This is a genomic window from Vibrio sp. 10N.247.311.12, assembly GCF_041467515.1.
Lineage (GTDB): Bacteria > Pseudomonadota > Gammaproteobacteria > Enterobacterales > Vibrionaceae > Vibrio > Vibrio crassostreae_C.
In genome coordinates, this window is the sequence record NZ_JBFSUV010000014.1 from 64621 (window position 1) to 84992 (window position 20372).

A 20372-nucleotide genomic window follows, 5' to 3' on the forward strand; every position below is an offset into this window, starting at 1 on the left:
TAAAAAATGGGCAACTGAACCTTGATCATATCGCCCATTTTCTTGAGTTCCGAGATGTAAAAAAGGCGACAGTAAAAACTGTCGCCTTTCTAATATCTTGTTACTCAGCTAAAGCTTATTCCCAATCAAGAATTACTTTACCTGACATACCAGAGCGCATCATGTCGAAGCCTTTCTGGAAGTCGTCCACTTTGTAGTGGTGAGTAATGATTGGTGTTAGATCTAGGCCTGATTGGATTAGTGAAGCCATTATATCCAACGAGAATACAAGCATCTTAAAAACAATCATTTACAAAAAAATAACATTACTTATGGCGACAGAATGGCGACAGATTTTTCTCTTTAGATTGTTTTAAAATTTCTAAGCCGATAGGAAGTCATAGTTGCTGACTGTTTTTATTAATGCCTTGAACTCAGAGTCAGAAAGCCCTGGTAATCACCTATTTCTACTTTTGGCACGAATTAGAGATTGTAAACGTTAGCGTCAATGACCAGTCGAGCCAAATTTGTTTAACTAAAAAGATGAACTGCAATCGATCTTAGACCTTTCAAAAAACGCAGGCCCAGATCCCGAAAGCAATCGCTAATCCATGACACACCTCGCTCTTTCCGTCTCTTAAAAAAGAGAGGCGCCTCTTTACTTAAATCAAGGAGGCGCACTTTTTTATTAATAAAAACAACAATTAGATCGATAAGTTGCTCAACAATACGTACTTAGCATAGAAGGATGGTAGGCACGTAAACAAAAATATGTTTAGTTCTTAAGCGTAAGTGGGTGGAAAATAACTCAAGACCCCCTCTTCAAGAGATAAGAGCAATGACAATCCGTCGCCTCAAACATTTTTCTCCAACCAATTGAAAATAAAAAGAAATTTTAAAACTCCACCTATAAAATTAATAATTAATAATTAAATTACTAATTAAATTCGCTTTCGATCCTCCCATTTAAGATATGTTATAACATAACGATAAAGTTAACTTGGAGAGGAATGAGTGAAAGGACAAAAAGGACATTGTTTGCAAGTACTTGGTCTGGTGGCATTGTTTTTAGGCTACGTCGCAAGTACTTTTGCTGACATTCAATTCAGGGATGTACTCGGCAGGGATGTACATTTAGAAAAACCAGCAGAAAGCATCTTTTTAGGTTTTTATTTCGAAGACTATCTTGCAATCGTGGGCCCAGATGCCTACAAAAAAGTGGTTATTTTCCCTCGAAATTCTTGGAAAGATTACCGACAATCTCAATGGACCACCTATAAAAAAATCATTCCTGAGCTAGAAACTATTATTGACTCCGGTTCTATTTACACAGGTACTTTTGATTTCGAGAGGCTCTTGTTAACTAAGCCTGATGTTGCACTTATTGCGGCGTGGCAATATGAATCTCTTGCTGAAAAAGTTGAAATCCTTGAAACAAGTGGCATCAAAGTAGTCGTTGTGGATTTCAATGCTCAAACGCTTGAAAAACACGTCACTAGCGCACGTGTTATTGGTAAAGTCATGGGCACAGAAAAGCGGGCAGAAACGATTGCAACTGAATACGCAAATGCAGTAAACACGGTAAAACAACGTGTTACTAAACACTTGGAAAACCACGAAACACGCCGTGTGTATGTTGAAGCAGGCACAGGTGGACCAAACGAATACGGTAAATCTTACTCGACCACAATGTGGGGCAACCTTTTGACCGTGGCGGGTGCCGACAACATTGCCAATGGTATGTTTAAAGGCTCTGCCCACCTAACTCCCGAATATGTGTTAAGCCAAGACCCAGAGGTCATATTTATATCAGGTGCCCACTGGGCGAAGCATAGCGACAGCGCACTCCTTGGCTTCGACAGCACCATGGAAGAAGTGCAGACTAGATACCGCCCATACCTAAGCCGCGCTGGCTGGAAACAACTGACTGCTGTTCAAAATGGTGACGTTTATGGCGTCTACCATTCAGGAACTCGTACTATTTACGACCACATCTTCTTGTTGTATCTAGCGAAATCGATTTACCCGGAAGCATTTAAAGACATTGATCCTAAGAAATTGCACCAAATTTTTTTTAAGAACTACATGCCGCAAGAGCTCAGAGGGACTTTCATGATTCAGGTGGGATCAAGCCATGAATGAAAGCATTAGAATGTCGCCTGACCTTAATTCCAGCCGCGGGATTTATCAAAAATTGCAGAAGCAGCGGCTCAAGATTGTGTTGGCAACCTTTCTGGCGATGAGCCTTTCCGCATTATTCGATATCGGTACTGGCTCATCGTCGCTAAGTATTGAACAAGTTCTTAAGGCACTCCTAGGTGGCCCCTCTGGTGATAGCTTATCATCACTCATTATCTGGCAACTTCGATTACCCGCCACTCTCACCTGTATAATGGTTGGTGCCTCACTCGGGTTAGCCGGCGGTTTGATGCAAACCCTGTTAGCCAACCCACTAGCAAGCCCCTATACTCTTGGCATCTCTGCCGCTGCTGGGTTCGGTGCAGCCATAGCTTTCTTAAGCGGTTTTTCGGTCTTTGGTTTGCATTGGTTAGGCGTGCCGTTCGCGGCATTTTTAACGTCTGGATTCGCGAGTCTGGCGATCTACATAATTGGTCGGAACCGAAATATGGACGCCAAAGTACTCATTTTAGCCGGTATAGTCGTTCTGTTCTTTTTCCAGGCTCTACAGTCATTAATTCAATATTTGGCGTCACCAGAAGTCCTTCAACAAATTGTTTTTTGGCTGTTTGGCAGTCTGCAGAAAGCGAGTTGGTTATCCTTCTTTGTTTCAGGAACCGTTTTCATGTTCGGTTTGTTCTTCGCGTTGTCTCAGGTTTGGGCACTCACTGCCCTCACTTCTGGCGAAGAGCGCGCACTCGCCTTGGGGATCAAGACCAGCAAATTAAGGTTACAGATGTTTCTGCTTTGTTCATTGTTGACAGCAGGAGCGGTGTCATTTGTCGGAACCATTGGTTTCATTGGCCTGGTAGCTCCTCATCTAGCAAGAATATTAGTCGGCGAAGATCAGCGTTTCTACTTACCTTTGGCCGCAATAATGGGAGCGTTACTTTTATGTACCTCGTCCCTTATTGCTAAAGTGATTGTCCCAGGCGCTATCATTCCAATTGGTATCGTCACCTCCTTGGTAGGCGTCCCGATTCTTCTTTATTTTCTAATGAGCCGGAGGTTTATCTGATGAAGTCGCTTTCAATAGAAAATCTGTCCGTAACGGTTGGGGAAAAACTCGTTTTGAAGAAGGTAGGAGCGCATTTTTGTGGTGGAGAGTTTTCCGCCATCCTAGGACCTAATGGCGCAGGAAAGACGACATTACTCAAGGCTGTCACGGGCATCCTCCCTTCTGTTGGGAAGATTACTTCAAGTGAAGGAAACGGACAGAGGTTACCCCCCAAATCCTTCTCGTACCTGTGTCAACTCAACAAATCGGCCTGTCAATTAACTGTTCTTGAGTTTGTGTTGCTTGGCTTGGTGCATCAGCTGAGTTGGAACATCACATTTGAACAAGAACAAAAAGCAGAAGCCATTCTTATTTATTTAGGTCTGATAAATCTCGCCCCAAGACAGTTTTCTCAGCTCAGTGGCGGTCAACAACAACTGGTTTCATTGGCACAAGCTCTGGTCGGTGAACCCGATATTTTGCTTTTGGATGAACCTACAAGTGCCCTAGATCTCAAGCACCAAGTTCAGATTTTAGACCTTGTTCGTCAATATACACGAGCGAAGAACATCATCACCATTGCTGTGCTGCACGATCTCTCTCTTGCCGCTCGTTACTGCGACCGTCTTCTTTTACTGAGTGACGGCATCATTCAACACCACGGTAGACCAGAAGACGTGCTCGACTCTGAAAGGCTTAGCCAAATATATCAGGTTCATGTGGACGTAAGTTGTTGCGTACATGGGCATACCCACGTCACCCCAGTTCGAACTCTTGAAACTGATTAAGCGCAATGGGAACTTATTATGACAATGACTAACAAGCACTATCAATTATTAATTGCTGTCTATACGTTTGAATCTCAAATTCAAGCTTTGACGCATTACAGTCTAGAAAATTGTGATTGTTTTGCCCTTTTACAGGAAAAATTGGATGAGTTATCTTCTTGGATTTTGCAGGAAAACCCTCAGGCCATTAGCAAAGAGTTGGGGGCAACCCCTGAGCATGATCGTCTAATTAAGCGACTTCGTGAAACGACCGTAAAAGCCCTGTGTATGTTGGAAAAGCATCAATCTCAATGTGCCAAAGAACATCCACTTAACCTCAGTGAATATTTACACCAACTTTCTGAAAACACAAAGATTGAACTCAAGAGCGCAGAGATAAAAAACCACTCAAGAGTGCTGTTTATCGGCTCTGGTTCATATCCGATTTCTGCGGTCACTATCTCTCAGTTTACGGGTGCTACAGTTCATGGCATCGATATTGATGAGCAGGCAGTGACGATGGCGAACCAACTAGACTTGGCCCACTTGTCTACTACTTTTAGCGGCAAAGATCTCATTACAGAATTTGTCTCTTTCCGACCAACCCATATCATAATCGCCTCTTTAGTCGAGCATAAATGGGAAGTGCTTAAGCAACTTAAACCTCACCTACACCGTTCTCACCGGATCTTGGTCCGGTTTGGCAACGGTTTGAAATCCGCCTTTAATTACCCTTTCAACCCTCACCTAATAGACGGATGGGACACCAAACTGCTCCTCAATGATTCCGCGATCTATGACACTGTCTTGATGGAGCGAACAGAGTGACTGTTTCATTAGGAAAAGTGTTGATCGTAGGCACAGGCCCCGCCGCATTTCAGACAGCAAAGATCATTAAAAACCAGTGCGAACAACTAGGGTTAGTAAACCGCTCATCCGAGCGTTGGCAACCCATGTTCGAAAGTTTACACAACGACAGCGTTGCGCATGTTTTTGCTGCAAAACCCTCTTTGGAACTGCTGGCCGGACAGGTAATATTTAATGCGGTTTTTGAAGATTTACGAACAATAGACGGACAATGGGAAACATTGGTTCTGGCCACGCCATCTCATGCGTATTCTGATGTTCTGTTGGCTTTACCCAAATCTTATTTGAGTGCCGTCAAAACCGTGGTTCTCATTTCATCCTTATTTGGTGGCCACCAGCTTGTGAAGGGATTTTTTGCAGAGCTGAATTTAACCCCCAACGTACTGGTGTTTTCCAATTACTTTGCGGCCACCAAATTCATCACAGGCCAAGCTGGGGTTCATGTCATGACCAAAGCCGTAAAAAAACGGATTTATGCCTACTCCAGTCAAACTGAATGTGTTGTCCTGAGTCTGCTGACTCAAACTTTAGCGGAGGTCGGTGTTGATGTTGTCGAGTTGGAAAATGGATTCAGCGTCGAGGGAAGAAACATTACCTCTTTCGTTCATCCTGCCTTTTTCCTGACCCCTTTCTCGCTCAATCACATATTGAGTGACACGAGAGAAGTGAAATACATGTACAAACTTTTCCCTGAGGGGCCGATTACTACTGAAACCATTCACACCTTGGTTGAGCTATGGCGTGATATATCAAGATTAATGCTTCACTTTAAGGGAACCCCATTTAACTTGCTGCAATTCCTCAATGATGACAACTACCCAGTGCAGCCAGAAACGATCCGTCGCAGTCAAATTGAAGAGTTCATGTCACTCACACCGATAGAGCAAGAATATTTGGTTTACGTACGATACAGCGCGATCCTGATAGACCCTTTTTCTAAGCCAGATGCAAATGGATGCTACTTCAACTTCTCTGCTGTGCCCTATGCCAAAGGCAAGGTGAATGAAGGCAAGTTGTTTTTACCTCGGATCCCCAAAGAAGATTTACAGACTCTTTACTGGCTTAAAGTATTGGGCAGAGAGCATGGAATTACCTTACCGAGCGTCAACCGTGTGTTAAGCACCTTCGAATCTTGGTTAAGTCGGTCTCAACTCCCTAACCTCTTGATTAAAGAATGCCACACTCAAGCGCACAAATACCTCATTTGGGTGCGTCGGGCAAACGAGCTTTAGAGAGAGCCATAATGAACAACGGTGTGGCGTTAACTATATTTTCTGCTTTTATTTTTAGTGTCATGAACGCACTTGTTAAAGCTGCCAGTTTGACGATTCCTAGTTCTGAAATTGTCTTTTTTCGAAGCCTAATAGGAACGGTTCTGATTTTATGTTTAATGTGGCAAGCGAATATAAGGTTTTCCAAAACGGGGATCCCATTGCTTGTACTTCGCGGTCTGTTCGGAGCCTTTTATCTGCTTGCTTTCGTGTACGCCATTGCCCATATACCTCTAGCGGATGCCGTCATTTTGGCTTACCTATCCCCGTTCTTCGTTATATTGCTTTCCAGCCTGGTCCTGGGCGAAACACTCCCTAGAAAAGCGGCGTTGCTTTTGCCTCTAGTTTTAATCGGAGTGGCCCTAATTGTTAATCCATTTAACTTCGACACGTTTAACCTTTATGCACTTGCGGGAGTGGCGAGTGCCTTTTTTGCAGCGGCTGCCTCTATCACCATTCGCCACCTAAGCAAAAAGCACCATATTTACGAGATTGTCTTCTACTTTCTTTTCACTGCTCTGCTGATATCCAGTTACTGGATGAAAGATGAATTTGTAGTACCACAGGGCATTACTTGGATTTATCTGATTGCCATTGGTATTGTCTCACTGATTGGGCAAGTTTTCCTGACAAAAGCATTCAGTCATGAAAACGCTGCAGTGGTAGCAGTCACCCGCTATATTGGTCTGGTCTTCAATTTACTTTGGGGGGTGATTTTTTGGCATGAAGTTCCAGGATGGATGACGACATTAGGCAGTCTCACTATTATAGCCGCCTGTATCTCCCTTTCTTTAAAGAAACAATAGAGCACTTAACTGATCAGAATCTTGTATATAAAAGTAAAGACAGCTAACGGATTCAAGCACCACCTCAATATGGGAAGTAGGGAGTAGTAAACTGGTGCTCTAACATCATGTGCTCAAAAACTTGAAAATAAGCCCCAACGACCGCCCACTGTCCTTTCCCGAAACCCCTCGATAAGAATTTACCATTTAAATTATAGAGTTCAACGGTTGCAATAAGCTTATCTTCCGTTGTATGCAGGGAAGACAGAATGTGATTTAAAGACAGGTCATTTGAACCGTTAATCCCTGACGCTTTTAACTCCTTCTTCCGCATGTCTCTCAGATATGAATGCAGGAGAACCGCTTGTGTTTATGTAAGATGCTAAATGTACACGTAAAGTTGAAAAATCCTATCTAATTTATAGATATTGAATAGGAATCCTTGTTCGACTTTTTACGCAGTTCTAGAGGTACATTTGAATTGATTGCTTAAAATTGTCTGCCAATAGGTCAGCAAGGTAGTTTCAACCTCACTCCCTAAATCTCGATTTAAAATTTGCGCCCCAAGAAAACCTTTGGTCCTTGATGTATCTTTTACACCTGTCACATACAAGTGTTCAAGAAACTCTTTCCCGTGCTCTTTAGGGCAAATGTCTTTCCACTCCCTGACTATCATAAATCCTCCGTTTATACCGCGTTATACTTGTTCTACAACAGTTTCTCTCCCCCTAAAAAAATGCGATGTTGTATTCCAGAGCACACACGCAGTTCCAGATTCACACTAAATTATTAACTAATTTAGATTCATTTTATTTGTAACTATTGTAATTTTAGCCACCCATACAAATACGAATGATAAGAATTATCATGAATTGTTTAAAGAAAATAATAGTTTCCTCATTTTTCCTCTCACCAATACATTGTTATTCTACAGAAATTATAGGGGAAGCTTTTCAATCGAATGACTCTTACGAAAATAAGATTAGAGATAAAAAATCGTTAGAGTTAGAAGCCCCTGACTGTACTGGCAACTCCTCTTGGATTGATTACCCTTCCTTACCTCAAGAGCCTACAGAAACGAGTAAATCCGATATTAATTGCAGTTTTATGCAGTTTGCATGGCAATCTTTTGCTTATTATACCAGTGACAAGACACCGGATTTATTCTTGAATATGATGCCGAAAGACAGAATATTTAAAGAGATACCCGATAGTTGGGACAATAAAGGTGATCAAGGATTAGTACAAAGTGAGATCCTTCAAGCCGGCTCTAATTTCCCATTGAACGATCAAGAAGGCAATCCGGTCTTCTATCAACAAAGTGTCAATAAAAAATTCTACAATGACATCGTCAAACACGGATTAAACAATAGCCAATGTGTCGCCGATATTGACAGTGGGAAAACACCGTTTGAAATATCCCCAGGCTCCACTGAAGTAAAAACCTCATGGAAATTAATATCTAATAACGACAACCCTGAAAAATTTTTCACTATTCATAGAGATGTTGAGATCGACGGGGCAGTAAGGAGTAATGTTCTAATGGGCTTGGTCGGGATTCATGTAGTGCGAAAAACAAGGAATCATCCTGAATTCATTTGGACCACATTTGAACACAAGGAAAACGCTCCTGATTGTGCTGATGTTCCTAACCTATCAAATTTTGAAAAATCAGGTAAATGGACATTTTTCAACCCAATGTCCTTTCAGAAAGTGAATACTTACTTCCCTGGTAAACCTACTCAAGTCTGTAGAGAAACACCCTATGGGGTTGGTGTTTTAACGAAAACTGAAGTAGCTAAAGATATAAAAGCGCTTAACGAGGCAATGTCAGATTATTACCAATCACGTAAATCTGTTTGGTCTAACTACTTCCTTGTGGGCACATCTTGGACAGTCTCAAACGAGAGTGATTTAAATAAAGGAGAGGTGCCTCCCTCTTGGAAAAATGAAATAGGGGGTTCGAAGTTATTATCAAACAGTACAATGGAGACCTATGTCCAAAACCCTCAATGGTTTGCTTTAGTGCATCCTAAAGAAGATAGGGGCTGTTTTGCTTGTCATAAATATGACCCTTTAACAAAGAAAGCCTTACATTTAAGCCATATGTTTAATGCGGCCCAAGATTACGGTCAGTGTTTTCTTTAAGGCTTGATTTAGAACCTAAAAATTGAAACTTCCTAACAAAGAGTGATCGGCTTTCCACTTTTATGATCTTACCCTTTCAGATTAAAAGGTTTTATAGAAATTAACGTTAATTAAACCGCATAATAACATTTCACAGCTCAACACAATTCGTTGGATTTATAATTATAAAGAGTTAAGTATGCGCTCCAGACACCCTTGGTTAGACCGCTTATTCAGTCCCCACCCTCAATGGGTCTATAAGACTGGTGTTATGTTATTGGCCCTGTTGTTTAGCTTATTGGCTTCATTAGCAACCAGTCTTTATCAAGTTCATAATGAAATTAAGCATGACGTCGACTACCTCGATCAAATCGTTTCTGTTGCGATTAAATATGGGCTTGAAAAACCCATTCTTTCTGAAGCCAGCGTCGCTAGCGGTGAATGCTCCACTGACACTATAGAGCAGTTAGAGAAGCTTTATGTGTCGCATCTACTTATGTCGATACCCATCGTTAATCTTGATAAGCAGAAACCTTATACCTATTGCTCTCCTTTCGGCGTTGAGCAATTTGAACAACGTAATTTTAAGAACTTACTCAGTACACAATTAAAAGGGGAAATGTGGCGTTTAGCGATTTATTCTCTCTCCACAACCCCAAAACATCCCCCCTATTTATACGGTTCGAATGGACAATATGGCTTCCTCTTTCCATTACGCACGGAATACCTTTTTCTTGAAAATGATTTAGACCATCAACGCTCTATTCGTTTATCTTTACCAAAAGAAAATTACACTATCCTTGAAATAGGCAGTTTGCCCAATGCTGATCGCCTGTACTCGAACTCAGTTGCTTCAAACTATCTTCCTCTTACCTTTGAATCCTCCGTCTCTGCCTCACGAGTGCTTTCGAAGTTTAAGCAAAACTTGTGGCCGGTCACCACTTTACTCTTTATGATTTCACTCACCATTCTTTGGTTATGTGTTTCCTATTGGCACGCAAAAAAAGAAATTGCTCTTCAAAAAGCGGTTCGAGACGCCCAGTTTTTCCCCTATTATCAACCCATTGTAGACGCACAAACAGGTAAAATGCTCGGTGTCGAAGCTTTACTCCGATGGCTTCCCTCTGATGGCCGCGTCATAGAACCAAGCAAGTTCATCCATTATCTAGAGCAAAGTGGGGATATCATTCCAACAACAGAAAATCTCATTACAACCATTTACCGCGACTTATCGTCTTTGATGAGTCAAAACGCTGAGTTTTATTGCAGTGTCAACATCACTCCTCTGCACCTACAAAATGACGATTTTTACCACTATTTAAAGCGGTTTCAGCACGACTACTCAAAACTGACGCTTGAATTGACAGAACGCCAACCGATTGAAAATTTGGCGTTTGCCAGTCAGCGCCTCGCCTTACTCAAAACATTAGGACTTAAAATAAGCCTTGATGATGCAGGTACCGGTTATGGCGGAAACTCCTATTTGCATTATTTCGATATTGACACTATCAAAATAGACAAAATGTTTACACGCTCCATTGATGAAGGAAAATCCGCTGTTCTCGATGGGTATATTAAAATGGCTAAGCAGTTAGAAATGAATCTAGTAGCGGAAGGGGTTGAAAATAAGCTTGAAGCTAACGGGCTTTTATTAAGAGGCGTCTTTCAACATCAAGGTTACTATTACGCTAAACCTATGTCGATTGAAGATCTCCATCGCTGGGCTTTAGATTATGGTTATACTCACGAGCGGGTTAGTGAGGCGCTCAGCTAAAAACATCACGGAGCTTACCTTAGTCAACAACGAAAAGATGCTCTTACTAATACTCGTGGTTTAGCCTATTTGAGTCCATAAAACGAACACGTCGGGAGTAAAGAAGATAACCACACTCTTTGCTCATTTGTGGCATCACTTACTTAAAGTGGTCCACCAAGGTCCCCTTGTGGGATAACGAACCATTCCCGCCTTACACATCAGAACATGTACGTCAGAAAACCCTTTTGGCCCGTTCTTTCACGATAGGTCGAAAACCAAGTCCCTTGTGCGTTGCTGATGCTTTCAAACATTGTCATCCCCATTGATGTTGATTCATACTGACTACGTTGATATCGCAGTCTTTGAAATCAAAGTCGAAAAACACATTCGTCGGCTTATTATTCCATCTGCATACCAACACCTGCATCACCGTAAGAGTGGCTGCCTTCACTATTGCAAAAAGCGCCGCAGATGGGCGCAGGCCTGCGTAATATGCCTAAAAAGTTCAGGAGCCTTATCTGGGGCGACGTCCAAGGCTGTTTTTCTACTCAATTAAGCATGCTGGTTGAGTGGTTAAACAGAGTTACTTGGGAATACCAGACACCACACCCTTTGGGTGTGCGTATTCTACTACAAGAATACACAAGCCAGTTTGTAGCACGGCTCTTGAGAGAGAGCCCATTGTTTTGTTCTTTTAAAAGAGCAAAACAATGTCCTTAAAAGGAGTTTGAATAATGCAAATTGTATACGGATATTGTCGTGAAGATGAGGCGGGGAGTTTATTGGACCGCTTTGTTGAACAAGGGGATTTTGTCAGCTTCAAAGAACTGGGCTCAGTCGGGCGTGAATACATGGCATTTGCTGCTTTGTTGCCTTTTACTGACCGCCTCCCCTTTCCTTTCTATTGGAAGGGTGTTCATTTCGTTTCGGTTCAAAAACACACTCAATCGGTCCGTCAACTCACGCCACCACCATCAAAAAATGCTCGCAAAAAACATTATCGTAAACTCAAGAACACGATCATGACCCCTCAAAATTGGAAACAACACGTCTGTCGCAATCGCGGTTTGAAGTCTGTAAACGCTTCCTTGTTGCCTTTAATGTAATCGAGAAGAACCATGGGGCTCAACGGCAACACCTTCACTCATGCGGCCCAAAGCCTTCCCCAAAATATGGGGAACTAACAACGTCCATTTTTCAACCCACCAGATGCACGACACCCCTTTTGATAAAAGCGGTGCGATGTCGTGCCTCTTTTATTTACATTTAAAGGTAACCACATGAAAGATAAAACCTCACGCTTCAACCTTCCTCTTACGTATTGGCGTCACTTTTGTACGCTACTGGCCGTCTACTTTGCCTGTGCGTCACCCGCTTACGCCGATGACCTTTTTGCCAGTGGTAAAGATACCGTGACCAACACGGTAGGGACGGGGTCTTCTGGCGAGTTCTACATTCTGGTGGCAGGCCTGATTGGCGGCATCATCGTGGGCATCATGCAAAAGAACTGGGTGGGTGGCATCATCGGCTTTTTCGTTGGCGTGGTGTTCTGGGAAGTTGGTAAAGGGTTTGTAGGCTTATAAACCACATAAGGAGAGCGCGAAACTATTCGCCCTATTTCACTATGGATCATCAAGACAAACAAACCCTCTTCGCTTTTCCAAACTACTTACAAACCGACGTCAAAATAGTCGGATTTCCAATCGATGAAATACTCCCTTCTATCTTGTTGTTTTTGATGTTGTTCAACATCAATCGGTTGGTCGCGGTCGCCGTGTGTATCGGCTTTTTCCTCACCATTCGCAGCTTAAAAGTCCGACACGGCCCCAAATTCATCATTCACTTCATCCACTGGTATGGGGATGACACAGCGAATAAAACCATTTTTAAACGCACGCCCCCAGCCACAAAAAAATATTGGATTTACTGATGCTCAATGAACATAACGGCGAGGCGCTTAAAGCGGCTCGCTTTATCAATTACGTCCTCACCGCGGTGGTGTTGATCACCGCCTTAGGAACCGCTGGGTTGAGTTTTGCTTTATTAAGCCAAAACCAAGCGGAAAAGCGCACCTTCGTGCCACCTCATATCGACCGAGCGTTTACGATCTCAAGCGATGCGGTTGATGAAGCGTATCTTTCTATGATGGCCGATTGGTGGATACACCTAAAATTTAATGTCACGCCCTCTAACGTTAAACGTCAATTCAACTTACTCATTACCTACGTGCCGCCTAAATACTGGAGTGGCTTACAAGACAAGTTGATGCGAGAAGCCGAATTTATCATCGAGAACGACGTCACCAGTTTTTTTGAAGTTGACACGCTGTCTATCAACCTGAATGAAATGAAAATACGGGTCAAAGGCACGCTCAACAAAACCATCGCGGGGCGCACACTTGACCCTGAGCCCGTGACGTATCTACTCCAAGCCGATTACTCAAGTGGCTTGATTGAACTTCACACCATCGCCCAAGAGATACCGTTATGAAAATACGCTTGATTTATGCTTTTTTTGGTTTGTTGTTACCCATCATGAGCCACGCCCATACGATTGACGCAAAGACCTACTATTTTGAGCAAAATGATACCATTGTGTTGCCCTTATCCTCGGTCAACACCAACCGTTTAGTAGTGAAAGACGACAAGATATTAAACCTTCATTGCCCTAGAGGGTTTTGTCTCGCTAAAGCCAATCAACGAGACCAATCGGGCTCTATTACCGTCAAACTCAACATCGCCTTGCCTTTTACCGCGCACGTCACCACAGAGAAAGGTCAAAATTTCTCGCTTTTTATCAACCCTAAAGCCGTCCCTGCGGTGGTGAATGAGTTTATTCCGCTTCGCTCTACTGCAGAGAAAAGTGTCTTTGAAAAAGATCTCGAATACCCTTTGGCCTTGGGGCAACTCACCAAACAAATGATACATTGGCAGCGTTCAAAGACGCCTATCCCAGGGTTTCGTGTCCATCCGATTGACCCCGAAACCCTCCCCAAAGACACGTCGCCACTGGCCATTATTCCGCAGACCCTTTTTGTAGGCCGCCCCTTCTCAGGGCTTATTTATCAAGTTAAAAACCAATCCAATGACACCGTCACTCTGACCGAAGCGCAATTTTACAGTTACGCCAGTCGGAGCGCCTCACTTGACCGTTATACCTTACCCCCAGGTGAATCTACACATCTGTACATCATCACAGGAGGTCGCGAATGAAACGATTGAAACAGTGGCTTTTTAGAGAGTCAGACTTAGAGGATGGAGTGCTCGCCAATGACCAAAGTAAGCAGCGTAACCAAATACTCAGCCTGTTAGCCGTTGCGCTCTTAGTCGCAGTTTTTTTTGCGTTTAAAGCCTTTAAACAACCTCGAACCTCGCTAGATACTGCGAAAGAAGTCGTTGAGTCAGCCCCCAATTTTGGGGAAATCATTACTGATGATTTTACCGACAAAGACAACCGCTCAGCCTTGACCTTACAAGGTCAAGACATTGAAGACGTCAAAGAAAAGATGGAAAACCTCAATCGAGACGTCGATCGTTTGATGACGAGCAACGAAAATACGATTTCGCAAATGAAGAAAGAGAACGAGATCTTACGCGAGGAATTACGCCAACATCAAGAAGCGCAGCGCACCATCGCCTTGCCATCAACCCAATCGCTATCCTCAAAGGAAGCCGGTCACCTCACCGTCATGGGAGAGCCTGCGCCGTTTGGCTCGCGCCCACTTCCTCCCAAACCTTTACCCTCTTACGCCACCAATGATCTGCAAAAAGAGAGCTTTCAATACAGCAAAGCCGATAAGGCCTCGTTTGATGACCAAGGGCAAGCGTTTGACTCGTTTGATTTTTTTTGGACAGCCTCCTCAGAGTCAGCGTACCAACGAACCGTCGACAATTACGTCCCGTCGGGCACCTTTGTGACCGCCAAAATCACCGGTGGCGCCGATGCCAATGCCGGGGCGTTCGGCCAAAGTGATACCGCCCCCATCGTGTTTCAAACCGTGCATGAAGGCGTGTTGCCCAATGGAGAAAAGAGCCACCTCAAAGACTGCACCATCATTGGGAGCGTGTACGGTGACCTTTCTTCCAATCGCGGCGTGGCGCGCACTCACACCCTCAGCTGCATTCGGGACGGTCGAATTTTAGATATCCCCGTTCAAGGCACCGTCTTTAACTTTGGGCGCAATGGCATCCGTGGCACCTCGATTTTACGTAACGGCAAAATCGTCCAAATGGCGGGGATCTCAGGCATCTTAACAGGACTGGGTGAGACCGGGGCGGGCTTGGCCAGCACCACCTCAACCTCAGCGCTTGGCTCAACGTCGAGCCTCAACAGCAAGGATGTGGGATTAAGTTTATTGGGCAATGCCACCTCGGACGTGGGGAGTAAGCTTTCGGATTACTACATTGCCTTAGCCGAGTTATATCACCCCTTCATCGAAATCAATCCAGGGGGCATCGTGAATATCGTCTTTACGAAAGGGTTCCCTCTGGATGATGAGGAAGCGATCAAACGCTATGTTGATCATCAGACAAAAGAGCAAGAGCAAGCAAAACCAGACACCCTTTTAGAAACCATCACACTCAACCCTCTCGCGGCAGAAGTTAACCAACAATTAAATTAAGGTCGGCTTTTATGACTATCAAACTTTTCACAGCGCTGCTTATTAGCCTACTAGCAGGTTGCTCTGCGGGCTTTCAAGATGAATTTAGTTGCCAAAAAATCGGCGGTATACCCGGCTGCGCCAGCATGGATGACATTCGCAACATCTCGACACACCCAACAACACAACAAGTCGCCGAGGCTAACGTCCTGGCTTCCCACCCTTTTGCCTTACTGCCAAGACGCACCCGTGAAGGCCATCCTATTCGAACCCAAGACACGGTTAGGAAGGTGGTGATTTTTCCCTTTACTTCGGATGACACCACCACTTACCTCGACACAATGGATATTTACATTGTGTTAGACGAGTCTACCTGGACAGGTCGCCCTGTTCAGGCTATCAAGAAGGATTAACGCCATGGGCGTCTCAAAAGATTTAAAGGGTTTTTATCAAGAAGCCAAACGTGAATATAACCACCTTCATTCTGAACTGCCTTACCGCACTTTTGATGCGCAGCACAGCCTCTTTCATAACAAAAAGGGCGTAGGATTTGGATTCAAATTGAGCGTCTTAACGGGGGCGAATGACGACATGGTGGAGGCATTTAACCGTCTCATCATGGATTTACCGCCTGGCCATAAATGGGATTACCATTTTTCCATGATGGGCCACAACCACGTGAGTCATTTGATTGAGCAAAATACCGCCTTGAAATCCGCTCGTGCGGGTATTTGCAGTGAATTAGCAAAACAAGAAGCCGATTACGCCAACTTTGCGGCTCACCACGGCTTTTTTCATCGTCAGAAGCATTACTTTGACATCAAAGATTACAGCGCGTGGTTGTTTGTCTCCAGTACGGACGATGTTGATAGTGTGTTGGATTGCAAAGAGGCGCTCACCACGACTTTATCCCAAATTGGACTGGAGCTCACGCCGCTTACCCCCGAAGGCTTAATCAACTACGTCGAAGGCATTCTCAATTTTGACCCCACACAAACCGCCCCTCGCGGATCTGACTACGCACCAGAAGCGTTGATCTACAAACAAGTCCTCTCTCCTGATACCGAGTTTTTAACTCGCCGACATTACACCGACGTTCGCTTTAGTAACCGCCAACATCAAACGGTGACCTCGCGGATCATTTCATTGGGTTTACGCAGTACACCTCGAACTTTCCGCCTTTACGCCTTGCCCGATTGTTTTGCGTCCTTAAAGAGCGTGGCCAAAAATGTGCAATGTCCACACCTCATGACCCTCAATTTTCGCCATCAAGAATCGGGCAGTTTTGCGACCAAAAATGGCGGACGCATTGGAGAGCTGGAAAAAACACTCAAGTCCCCGATGGCATTTTTCTTCCCTCAAGCGAAGAAAGAGCAGAGCGAACGCGAGCAAATTCGAGATGAAATGTCGGATGGCATCAACAGCATGGCATACATGCACCTGACGCTGACGTTATTTACCAACAAAAAATCCGAGCGACTGCATCGCACTACTGCCATTAACGCCTTTCGCTCTGGCGGGATTGATTTACAAACCGTCTCGATGCTGCAAAGCCAAGCGCTCATGACGACCTTACCGTTCATGATGACCGATGGGTTTTGGGCCGATTGCGACCGTGCTGGACGCATTCAAACCGTAAAAACCGGCAATGTGGCCAACCTCTTGCCTCTTGTGATGGACGTAAAGAATTTCAGTGGCGGCATGATGCTTCCCACCATGCGCCAACAAGCCTTTTGGTTTAATCCGTTTAATTGTGGCTCAGATAACTACAACATCGCCCTGACCGGAGGCTCCGGGGCAGGAAAATCCTTCTTTGTGCAAAAGCTCGCCGAAACCCTCTTTGCCATGAACGGTAAAATCTGGGCGTTAGATAAAGGAAAGAGCTTTAAAAAGCTCACCTTGATGCTTGGCGGCCGCTACATGACAGCTGAGAAGATTTACCTCAATCCATTCACTCACCTGGAACGCATTGCCATGGGGGATGACTATACCGATGAAAAAGGCGAACAGGTCAACCCTCTCAAGGAAACGCTGCACACCATCACCGGACTCTTTGCGACCATGGCCTGCCCCACACACGAAATGGGAGATTTTGAAAAATCGGTCCTCGGTGATTGCATCATTGCGGCTTGGCAGGCACACAAAAGCGAGACGTTGGTTGACCATGTGCAAGAAGCGCTGTTTGCGGCGGCCGAAAAACAAGGCGGTGATCGCCGCCTTTCTGATATCGGCATGCAACTGAATAAATACCGCTCAGAGGGGATCTACGGTGACACCTTCAATAAACCGTCCATGCTGGATCCCAATGTCCACTTTACCACCATTGAACTCGACGGATTTCCCTCGGACATCATGCGACCGGTGATTTTTGCGCTGATGTCGAGCATCACTCAGCAGATGTACCTTTCAGGCTCTCGTTCAACGCCGAAGATGTGCATCATTGAAGAGGCGTGGTCTCTGATGGCTGGCTCTAATGCACAGGCACAAGAATTCATCAATACCGGTTATCGCACCGCCCGAAAATTTGGGGGTTCGTTTTGCACCGTGACGCAAGGGATTGAGGATTTTTACAGCACACCTGAAGCGCTCGCTGCGTTCAATAACTCCGACATTCACATCACTCTGCGTCAAGGCAGTGGATTGGCGAAATTCATCAAAGACAATCCTTCACACTTTTCACCCTATGAGCAATTTGTCATCAAGAGTTTTGAAAAGTCCTCCATCGCCGGTTACAGCTCTGTCATGCTAAAAACCGGTGATGTAACGACCTTTCATCGCTTGTTTGCCGATCCTTTTACTCGTGCGTGCCTTTCGACAGAGCCGCATGAGTTTGAGTACTGTGAAACCTTGATGAACCAAGGCGTCCCACTCATGGATGCGGTCAATCAAACCGCAGAGCATTTTTACGGACCAGAAATTGAGATCTTCAACACCCTCATCTATGGTAAGGAGGCCAAATGAAATCCATCCGTCACACACGTCTTGTCGGTGCCCTGTTTGCCATAGTGTTGATGATGTTCACGCTGATGGCCGTCAAGCTCAACACCGCCCCTCAAATCGTGGTCTTCGATATCGAACAAACGTTAGCGCAATATCAAGACCAACTCATTGAAGCCAACCTCAGCGATCAGGAGCACAGCGCGCAATTGGCGACCTTTGATACGGAACTCAGGCGGCTCTTGAAAGAATACGCGCAAGCGCACCATCTCGTGATTATCGTGCCAGGCGCGCTCATCAGCGGCGCACCGGATAGAACCACCGAGATCCAACATTACGTTATTGAGGCGCTTAAAAAGGAGTCATGATCTTATGATTGTTCACGGGCATTCATTCATCAAACCAACAGCACTCTCAAAGGTGCTCGGTCTCACTTTACTTGCCATCGCCCCCACCGCTCTTAGTCAACAATTTGGGCGTCAAGGCGAACTTTTCCCTATTGCAGAGGTAGACATGTTGCAATGGATTAACAACAGATTGACACACTTAGAAGCCACGGGAGAAACCGCAAAGATGCAACAGCAGTTTGTGGAGAACGTAGAAAATAACGTGCGAAGACCCCCTCCCGTTAAAGGGTTGACCGCCACCACCGCGCCCAACACCTTTTACATCGACCCATCATTAAAGCTGGCCACCGATATCAAAGATGCACAAGGTAACCTCCTTTATGCTAAAGGCCTCGTCATCAACCCTTTTGATACCGACACTTGGCCAGTCGACATTCCCAAACAATCATTCGATTACTCGTATGTGATTGTCTTTCTTGATGGTGACGACCCAAGCCAGCGCGCTTGGGCTAAACAATACCGCGCAGATAAGCCGATAAAATGGACCCTCACCAACGGCAGTCCAGAAGACGTCGCCACGGAGTTTGACGCCCGAATTTATTTTGACCAACAAGGTCACTACAGCCGTCAATTTCAACTCTCACACATTCCCGCTCTGATTGAACAAGACGGAGCGCGGTGGAAGATCACAGAGATCGATGTGACGCCGTTCACCACCATAAACAAGAGTGCGACGAACACAAAATAAGGAGAAAGACCTTGAGATCCCATGGGTTATTACTGCTTGGTTTGTTCCTATTTCCTTGGCAAACCCAAGCTCAATCCGCCGCTTGTACGGGGCATTTCTTAAATCCATTGTCTGATATTTGTTGGGACTGCCTATTTCCTATGACACTGGGCAGTGTGCCTCTCATTAGCTCGACATACCCTGACACCGCCAACCCAAGCATGCCGATCTCCTATTGTCCTAAACCCCCGCCCATTTTTATGCAAATTGGCTTAAACATTGGGTATTGGGAGCCGTATTCCTTGGTGGACGTGACGCGAGTCCCTTATTGCATGGTCAACATGGGGATGCAGTTGAGTAATGACAATAGCCAACAAATAGGAGGCTCGCAGCACGACTCAAGCAGCAAAACCAGCGGCAATGCTTTTTATCACGTGCATTGGTACAAATATCCGGTGATTTACTGGCTACAACTGATGCAGTCGGCCGCCTGCATGGCCACGGATAATTTCGATGTGGCCTACCTCACCGAGCTTGACCCGTTTTGGGATGATGATGAGATGTCGTTCATTCTTAACCCCGAAGCCATTTTGTTTGGCCACCCCATCACGCAGCTCTCTTGCATCACCGAAGCCATGGCGACCACCACCGGGCGCGTTTTGCCTTTTGATGCGCTTTTTTGGTGTTTAGGCTCACAAGGCAGCGTCTACCCATTAACCGGTAATAGCGCTTACTCTCATACCGGCCCTCAAGTTGGCACACTGATGTTAGAGCGTTTTAATTTTAAAATGCACAGGCAAGGCATTGTGTGGGAAACCCGGGGCGAAGATGGCGCAATCTGTTACCAATGGCCAGAGCCTATCTTGCCGAAAAGTCGCTATCGCTATCAATTGTCGGCACCGATTGGTGATGCCGCTCATTGTTATCCCTATGGCACCACCTCGTCACTTTGGGAGCAAGGTAAAGACAACCCAACCACCGGCGGTAACTTTGGTTTTGTGAACTGGCGAAAACGTAATTGCGTATTTTTATAA

The 20372-nt window shown here is 44.9% G+C and carries 19 protein-coding genes and 1 pseudogene; 19 read left to right on the plus strand and 1 reads right to left on the minus strand.

What is annotated here, in order from left to right:
* Positions 1 to 115: 115 nt before the first annotated feature.
* Positions 116 to 250, minus strand: a pseudogene (locus tag AB6E30_RS08315) (L-threonine 3-dehydrogenase); the annotation flags it as partial.
* A gap of 767 nt (positions 251 to 1017) precedes the next feature.
* On the opposite strand from AB6E30_RS08315, the gene AB6E30_RS08320 reads away from it, so the two are divergent.
* From AB6E30_RS08320 to traU, 19 genes are all read left to right on the plus strand, one after another.
* The gene (locus tag AB6E30_RS08320; protein ID WP_372103259.1) at positions 1018 to 2121 is read left to right on the plus strand and encodes an ABC transporter substrate-binding protein; all 1104 of its coding nucleotides are present in this window, start codon (positions 1018 to 1020) and stop codon (positions 2119 to 2121) included.
* The gene (locus AB6E30_RS08325) at positions 2114 to 3175 is read left to right on the plus strand and encodes an iron ABC transporter permease (protein WP_210443461.1); all 1062 of its coding nucleotides are present in this window, start codon (positions 2114 to 2116) and stop codon (positions 3173 to 3175) included. Before AB6E30_RS08320 ends, AB6E30_RS08325 begins: the two co-directional genes overlap by 8 nt.
* Entirely contained in the window at positions 3175 to 3942 is a 768-nt protein-coding gene (locus AB6E30_RS08330; RefSeq protein ID WP_017061834.1) for an ABC transporter ATP-binding protein, read from the plus strand. The genes AB6E30_RS08325 and AB6E30_RS08330 overlap by 1 nt, the downstream gene beginning before the upstream one ends.
* Before the next feature lie 18 nt (positions 3943 to 3960).
* Positions 3961 to 4749: a nicotianamine synthase family protein gene (locus tag AB6E30_RS08335; RefSeq protein WP_017061835.1), complete on the plus strand. Its 789-nt coding sequence runs from the start codon at positions 3961 to 3963 to the stop codon at positions 4747 to 4749.
* A complete protein-coding gene (locus tag AB6E30_RS08340) occupies positions 4746 to 6020 on the plus strand; it encodes an opine metallophore biosynthesis dehydrogenase (RefSeq protein ID WP_017061836.1) in 1275 nt (424 codons plus the stop codon). The genes AB6E30_RS08335 and AB6E30_RS08340 overlap by 4 nt, the downstream gene beginning before the upstream one ends.
* Positions 6021 to 6031: 11 nt before the next feature.
* Positions 6032 to 6865, plus strand: coding sequence for a DMT family transporter (locus tag AB6E30_RS08345; RefSeq protein ID WP_372103253.1), 834 nt, complete (start codon positions 6032 to 6034; stop codon positions 6863 to 6865).
* 846 nt (positions 6866 to 7711) lie between these two features.
* The gene (locus tag AB6E30_RS08350) at positions 7712 to 8992 is read left to right on the plus strand and encodes a hypothetical protein (RefSeq protein WP_016800282.1); all 1281 of its coding nucleotides are present in this window, start codon (positions 7712 to 7714) and stop codon (positions 8990 to 8992) included.
* Between the two features lie 178 nt (positions 8993 to 9170).
* The gene (locus AB6E30_RS08355) at positions 9171 to 10745 is read left to right on the plus strand and encodes an EAL domain-containing protein (RefSeq protein ID WP_016800281.1); all 1575 of its coding nucleotides are present in this window, start codon (positions 9171 to 9173) and stop codon (positions 10743 to 10745) included.
* Positions 10746 to 11461: 716 nt separating this feature from the next.
* Positions 11462 to 11833, plus strand: coding sequence for a hypothetical protein (locus AB6E30_RS08360; RefSeq protein WP_016800280.1), 372 nt, complete (start codon positions 11462 to 11464; stop codon positions 11831 to 11833).
* A 174-nt stretch (positions 11834 to 12007) separates the two neighbouring features.
* Positions 12008 to 12310: a type IV conjugative transfer system pilin TraA gene (locus AB6E30_RS08365; protein WP_016800279.1), complete on the plus strand. Its 303-nt coding sequence runs from the start codon at positions 12008 to 12010 to the stop codon at positions 12308 to 12310.
* A 41-nt stretch (positions 12311 to 12351) separates the two neighbouring features.
* Positions 12352 to 12657, plus strand: coding sequence for a type IV conjugative transfer system protein TraL (gene traL, locus AB6E30_RS08370; RefSeq protein ID WP_016800278.1), 306 nt, complete (start codon positions 12352 to 12354; stop codon positions 12655 to 12657).
* Entirely contained in the window at positions 12657 to 13217 is a 561-nt protein-coding gene (traE, locus tag AB6E30_RS08375; protein WP_016800277.1) for a type IV conjugative transfer system protein TraE, read from the plus strand. The genes traL and traE overlap by 1 nt, the downstream gene beginning before the upstream one ends.
* Positions 13214 to 13939: a type-F conjugative transfer system secretin TraK gene (gene traK, locus AB6E30_RS08380; protein WP_016800276.1), complete on the plus strand. Its 726-nt coding sequence runs from the start codon at positions 13214 to 13216 to the stop codon at positions 13937 to 13939. Before traE ends, traK begins: the two co-directional genes overlap by 4 nt.
* A complete protein-coding gene (locus tag AB6E30_RS08385) occupies positions 13936 to 15348 on the plus strand; it encodes a TraB/VirB10 family protein (RefSeq protein ID WP_017061841.1) in 1413 nt (470 codons plus the stop codon). The genes traK and AB6E30_RS08385 overlap by 4 nt, the downstream gene beginning before the upstream one ends.
* An 11-nt stretch (positions 15349 to 15359) precedes the next feature.
* Positions 15360 to 15740 (plus strand): type IV conjugative transfer system lipoprotein TraV, encoded by a 381-nt coding sequence (gene traV / locus AB6E30_RS08390; protein ID WP_016800273.1) that lies wholly within the window; start codon positions 15360 to 15362, stop codon positions 15738 to 15740.
* A gap of 4 nt (positions 15741 to 15744) precedes the next feature.
* Positions 15745 to 18288 carry a type IV secretion system protein TraC gene (traC, locus tag AB6E30_RS08395; RefSeq protein WP_102561073.1) on the plus strand — a complete coding sequence of 848 codons (2544 nt, stop codon included), beginning with the start codon at positions 15745 to 15747 and terminating at the stop codon, positions 18286 to 18288.
* Complete coding sequence (locus tag AB6E30_RS08400; protein WP_016800271.1) at positions 18285 to 18632, plus strand: TrbI F-type domain-containing protein; 348 nt, start codon at positions 18285 to 18287, stop codon at positions 18630 to 18632. Before traC ends, AB6E30_RS08400 begins: the two co-directional genes overlap by 4 nt.
* Before the next feature lie 4 nt (positions 18633 to 18636).
* Positions 18637 to 19359, plus strand: a complete 723-nt coding sequence (gene traW, locus AB6E30_RS08405; RefSeq protein WP_102561070.1) for a type-F conjugative transfer system protein TraW — start codon at positions 18637 to 18639, stop codon at positions 19357 to 19359.
* Positions 19356 to 20372: a conjugal transfer pilus assembly protein TraU gene (gene traU, locus AB6E30_RS08410; protein WP_029222902.1), complete on the plus strand. Its 1017-nt coding sequence runs from the start codon at positions 19356 to 19358 to the stop codon at positions 20370 to 20372. Before traW ends, traU begins: the two co-directional genes overlap by 4 nt.

Bases quoted from the DNA above. Each gene is read 5' to 3' on its own strand.
- traC (WP_102561073.1), top strand. From the start codon at position 15,745: ATGGGCGTCTCAAAAGATTTAAAGGGTTTTTATCAAGAAGCCAAACGT.
- traW (WP_102561070.1), top strand. From the start codon at position 18,637: ATGATTGTTCACGGGCATTCATTCATCAAACCAACAGCACTCTCAAAG.
- AB6E30_RS08335 (WP_017061835.1), top strand. From the start codon at position 3,961: ATGACAATGACTAACAAGCACTATCAATTATTAATTGCTGTCTATACG.
- AB6E30_RS08330 (WP_017061834.1), top strand. From the start codon at position 3,175: ATGAAGTCGCTTTCAATAGAAAATCTGTCCGTAACGGTTGGGGAAAAA.
- AB6E30_RS08360 (WP_016800280.1), top strand. From the start codon at position 11,462: ATGCAAATTGTATACGGATATTGTCGTGAAGATGAGGCGGGGAGTTTA.
- AB6E30_RS08400 (WP_016800271.1), top strand. From the start codon at position 18,285: ATGAAATCCATCCGTCACACACGTCTTGTCGGTGCCCTGTTTGCCATA.
- AB6E30_RS08350 (WP_016800282.1), top strand. From the start codon at position 7,712: ATGAATTGTTTAAAGAAAATAATAGTTTCCTCATTTTTCCTCTCACCA.
- AB6E30_RS08325 (WP_210443461.1), top strand. From the start codon at position 2,114: ATGAATGAAAGCATTAGAATGTCGCCTGACCTTAATTCCAGCCGCGGG.
- traV (WP_016800273.1), top strand. From the start codon at position 15,360: ATGACTATCAAACTTTTCACAGCGCTGCTTATTAGCCTACTAGCAGGT.
- AB6E30_RS08355 (WP_016800281.1), top strand. From the start codon at position 9,171: ATGCGCTCCAGACACCCTTGGTTAGACCGCTTATTCAGTCCCCACCCT.
- AB6E30_RS08385 (WP_017061841.1), top strand. From the start codon at position 13,936: ATGAAACGATTGAAACAGTGGCTTTTTAGAGAGTCAGACTTAGAGGAT.
- AB6E30_RS08345 (WP_372103253.1), top strand. From the start codon at position 6,032: ATGAACAACGGTGTGGCGTTAACTATATTTTCTGCTTTTATTTTTAGT.
- traK (WP_016800276.1), top strand. From the start codon at position 13,214: ATGAAAATACGCTTGATTTATGCTTTTTTTGGTTTGTTGTTACCCATC.
- AB6E30_RS08365 (WP_016800279.1), top strand. From the start codon at position 12,008: ATGAAAGATAAAACCTCACGCTTCAACCTTCCTCTTACGTATTGGCGT.
- traL (WP_016800278.1), top strand. From the start codon at position 12,352: ATGGATCATCAAGACAAACAAACCCTCTTCGCTTTTCCAAACTACTTA.
- traE (WP_016800277.1), top strand. From the start codon at position 12,657: ATGCTCAATGAACATAACGGCGAGGCGCTTAAAGCGGCTCGCTTTATC.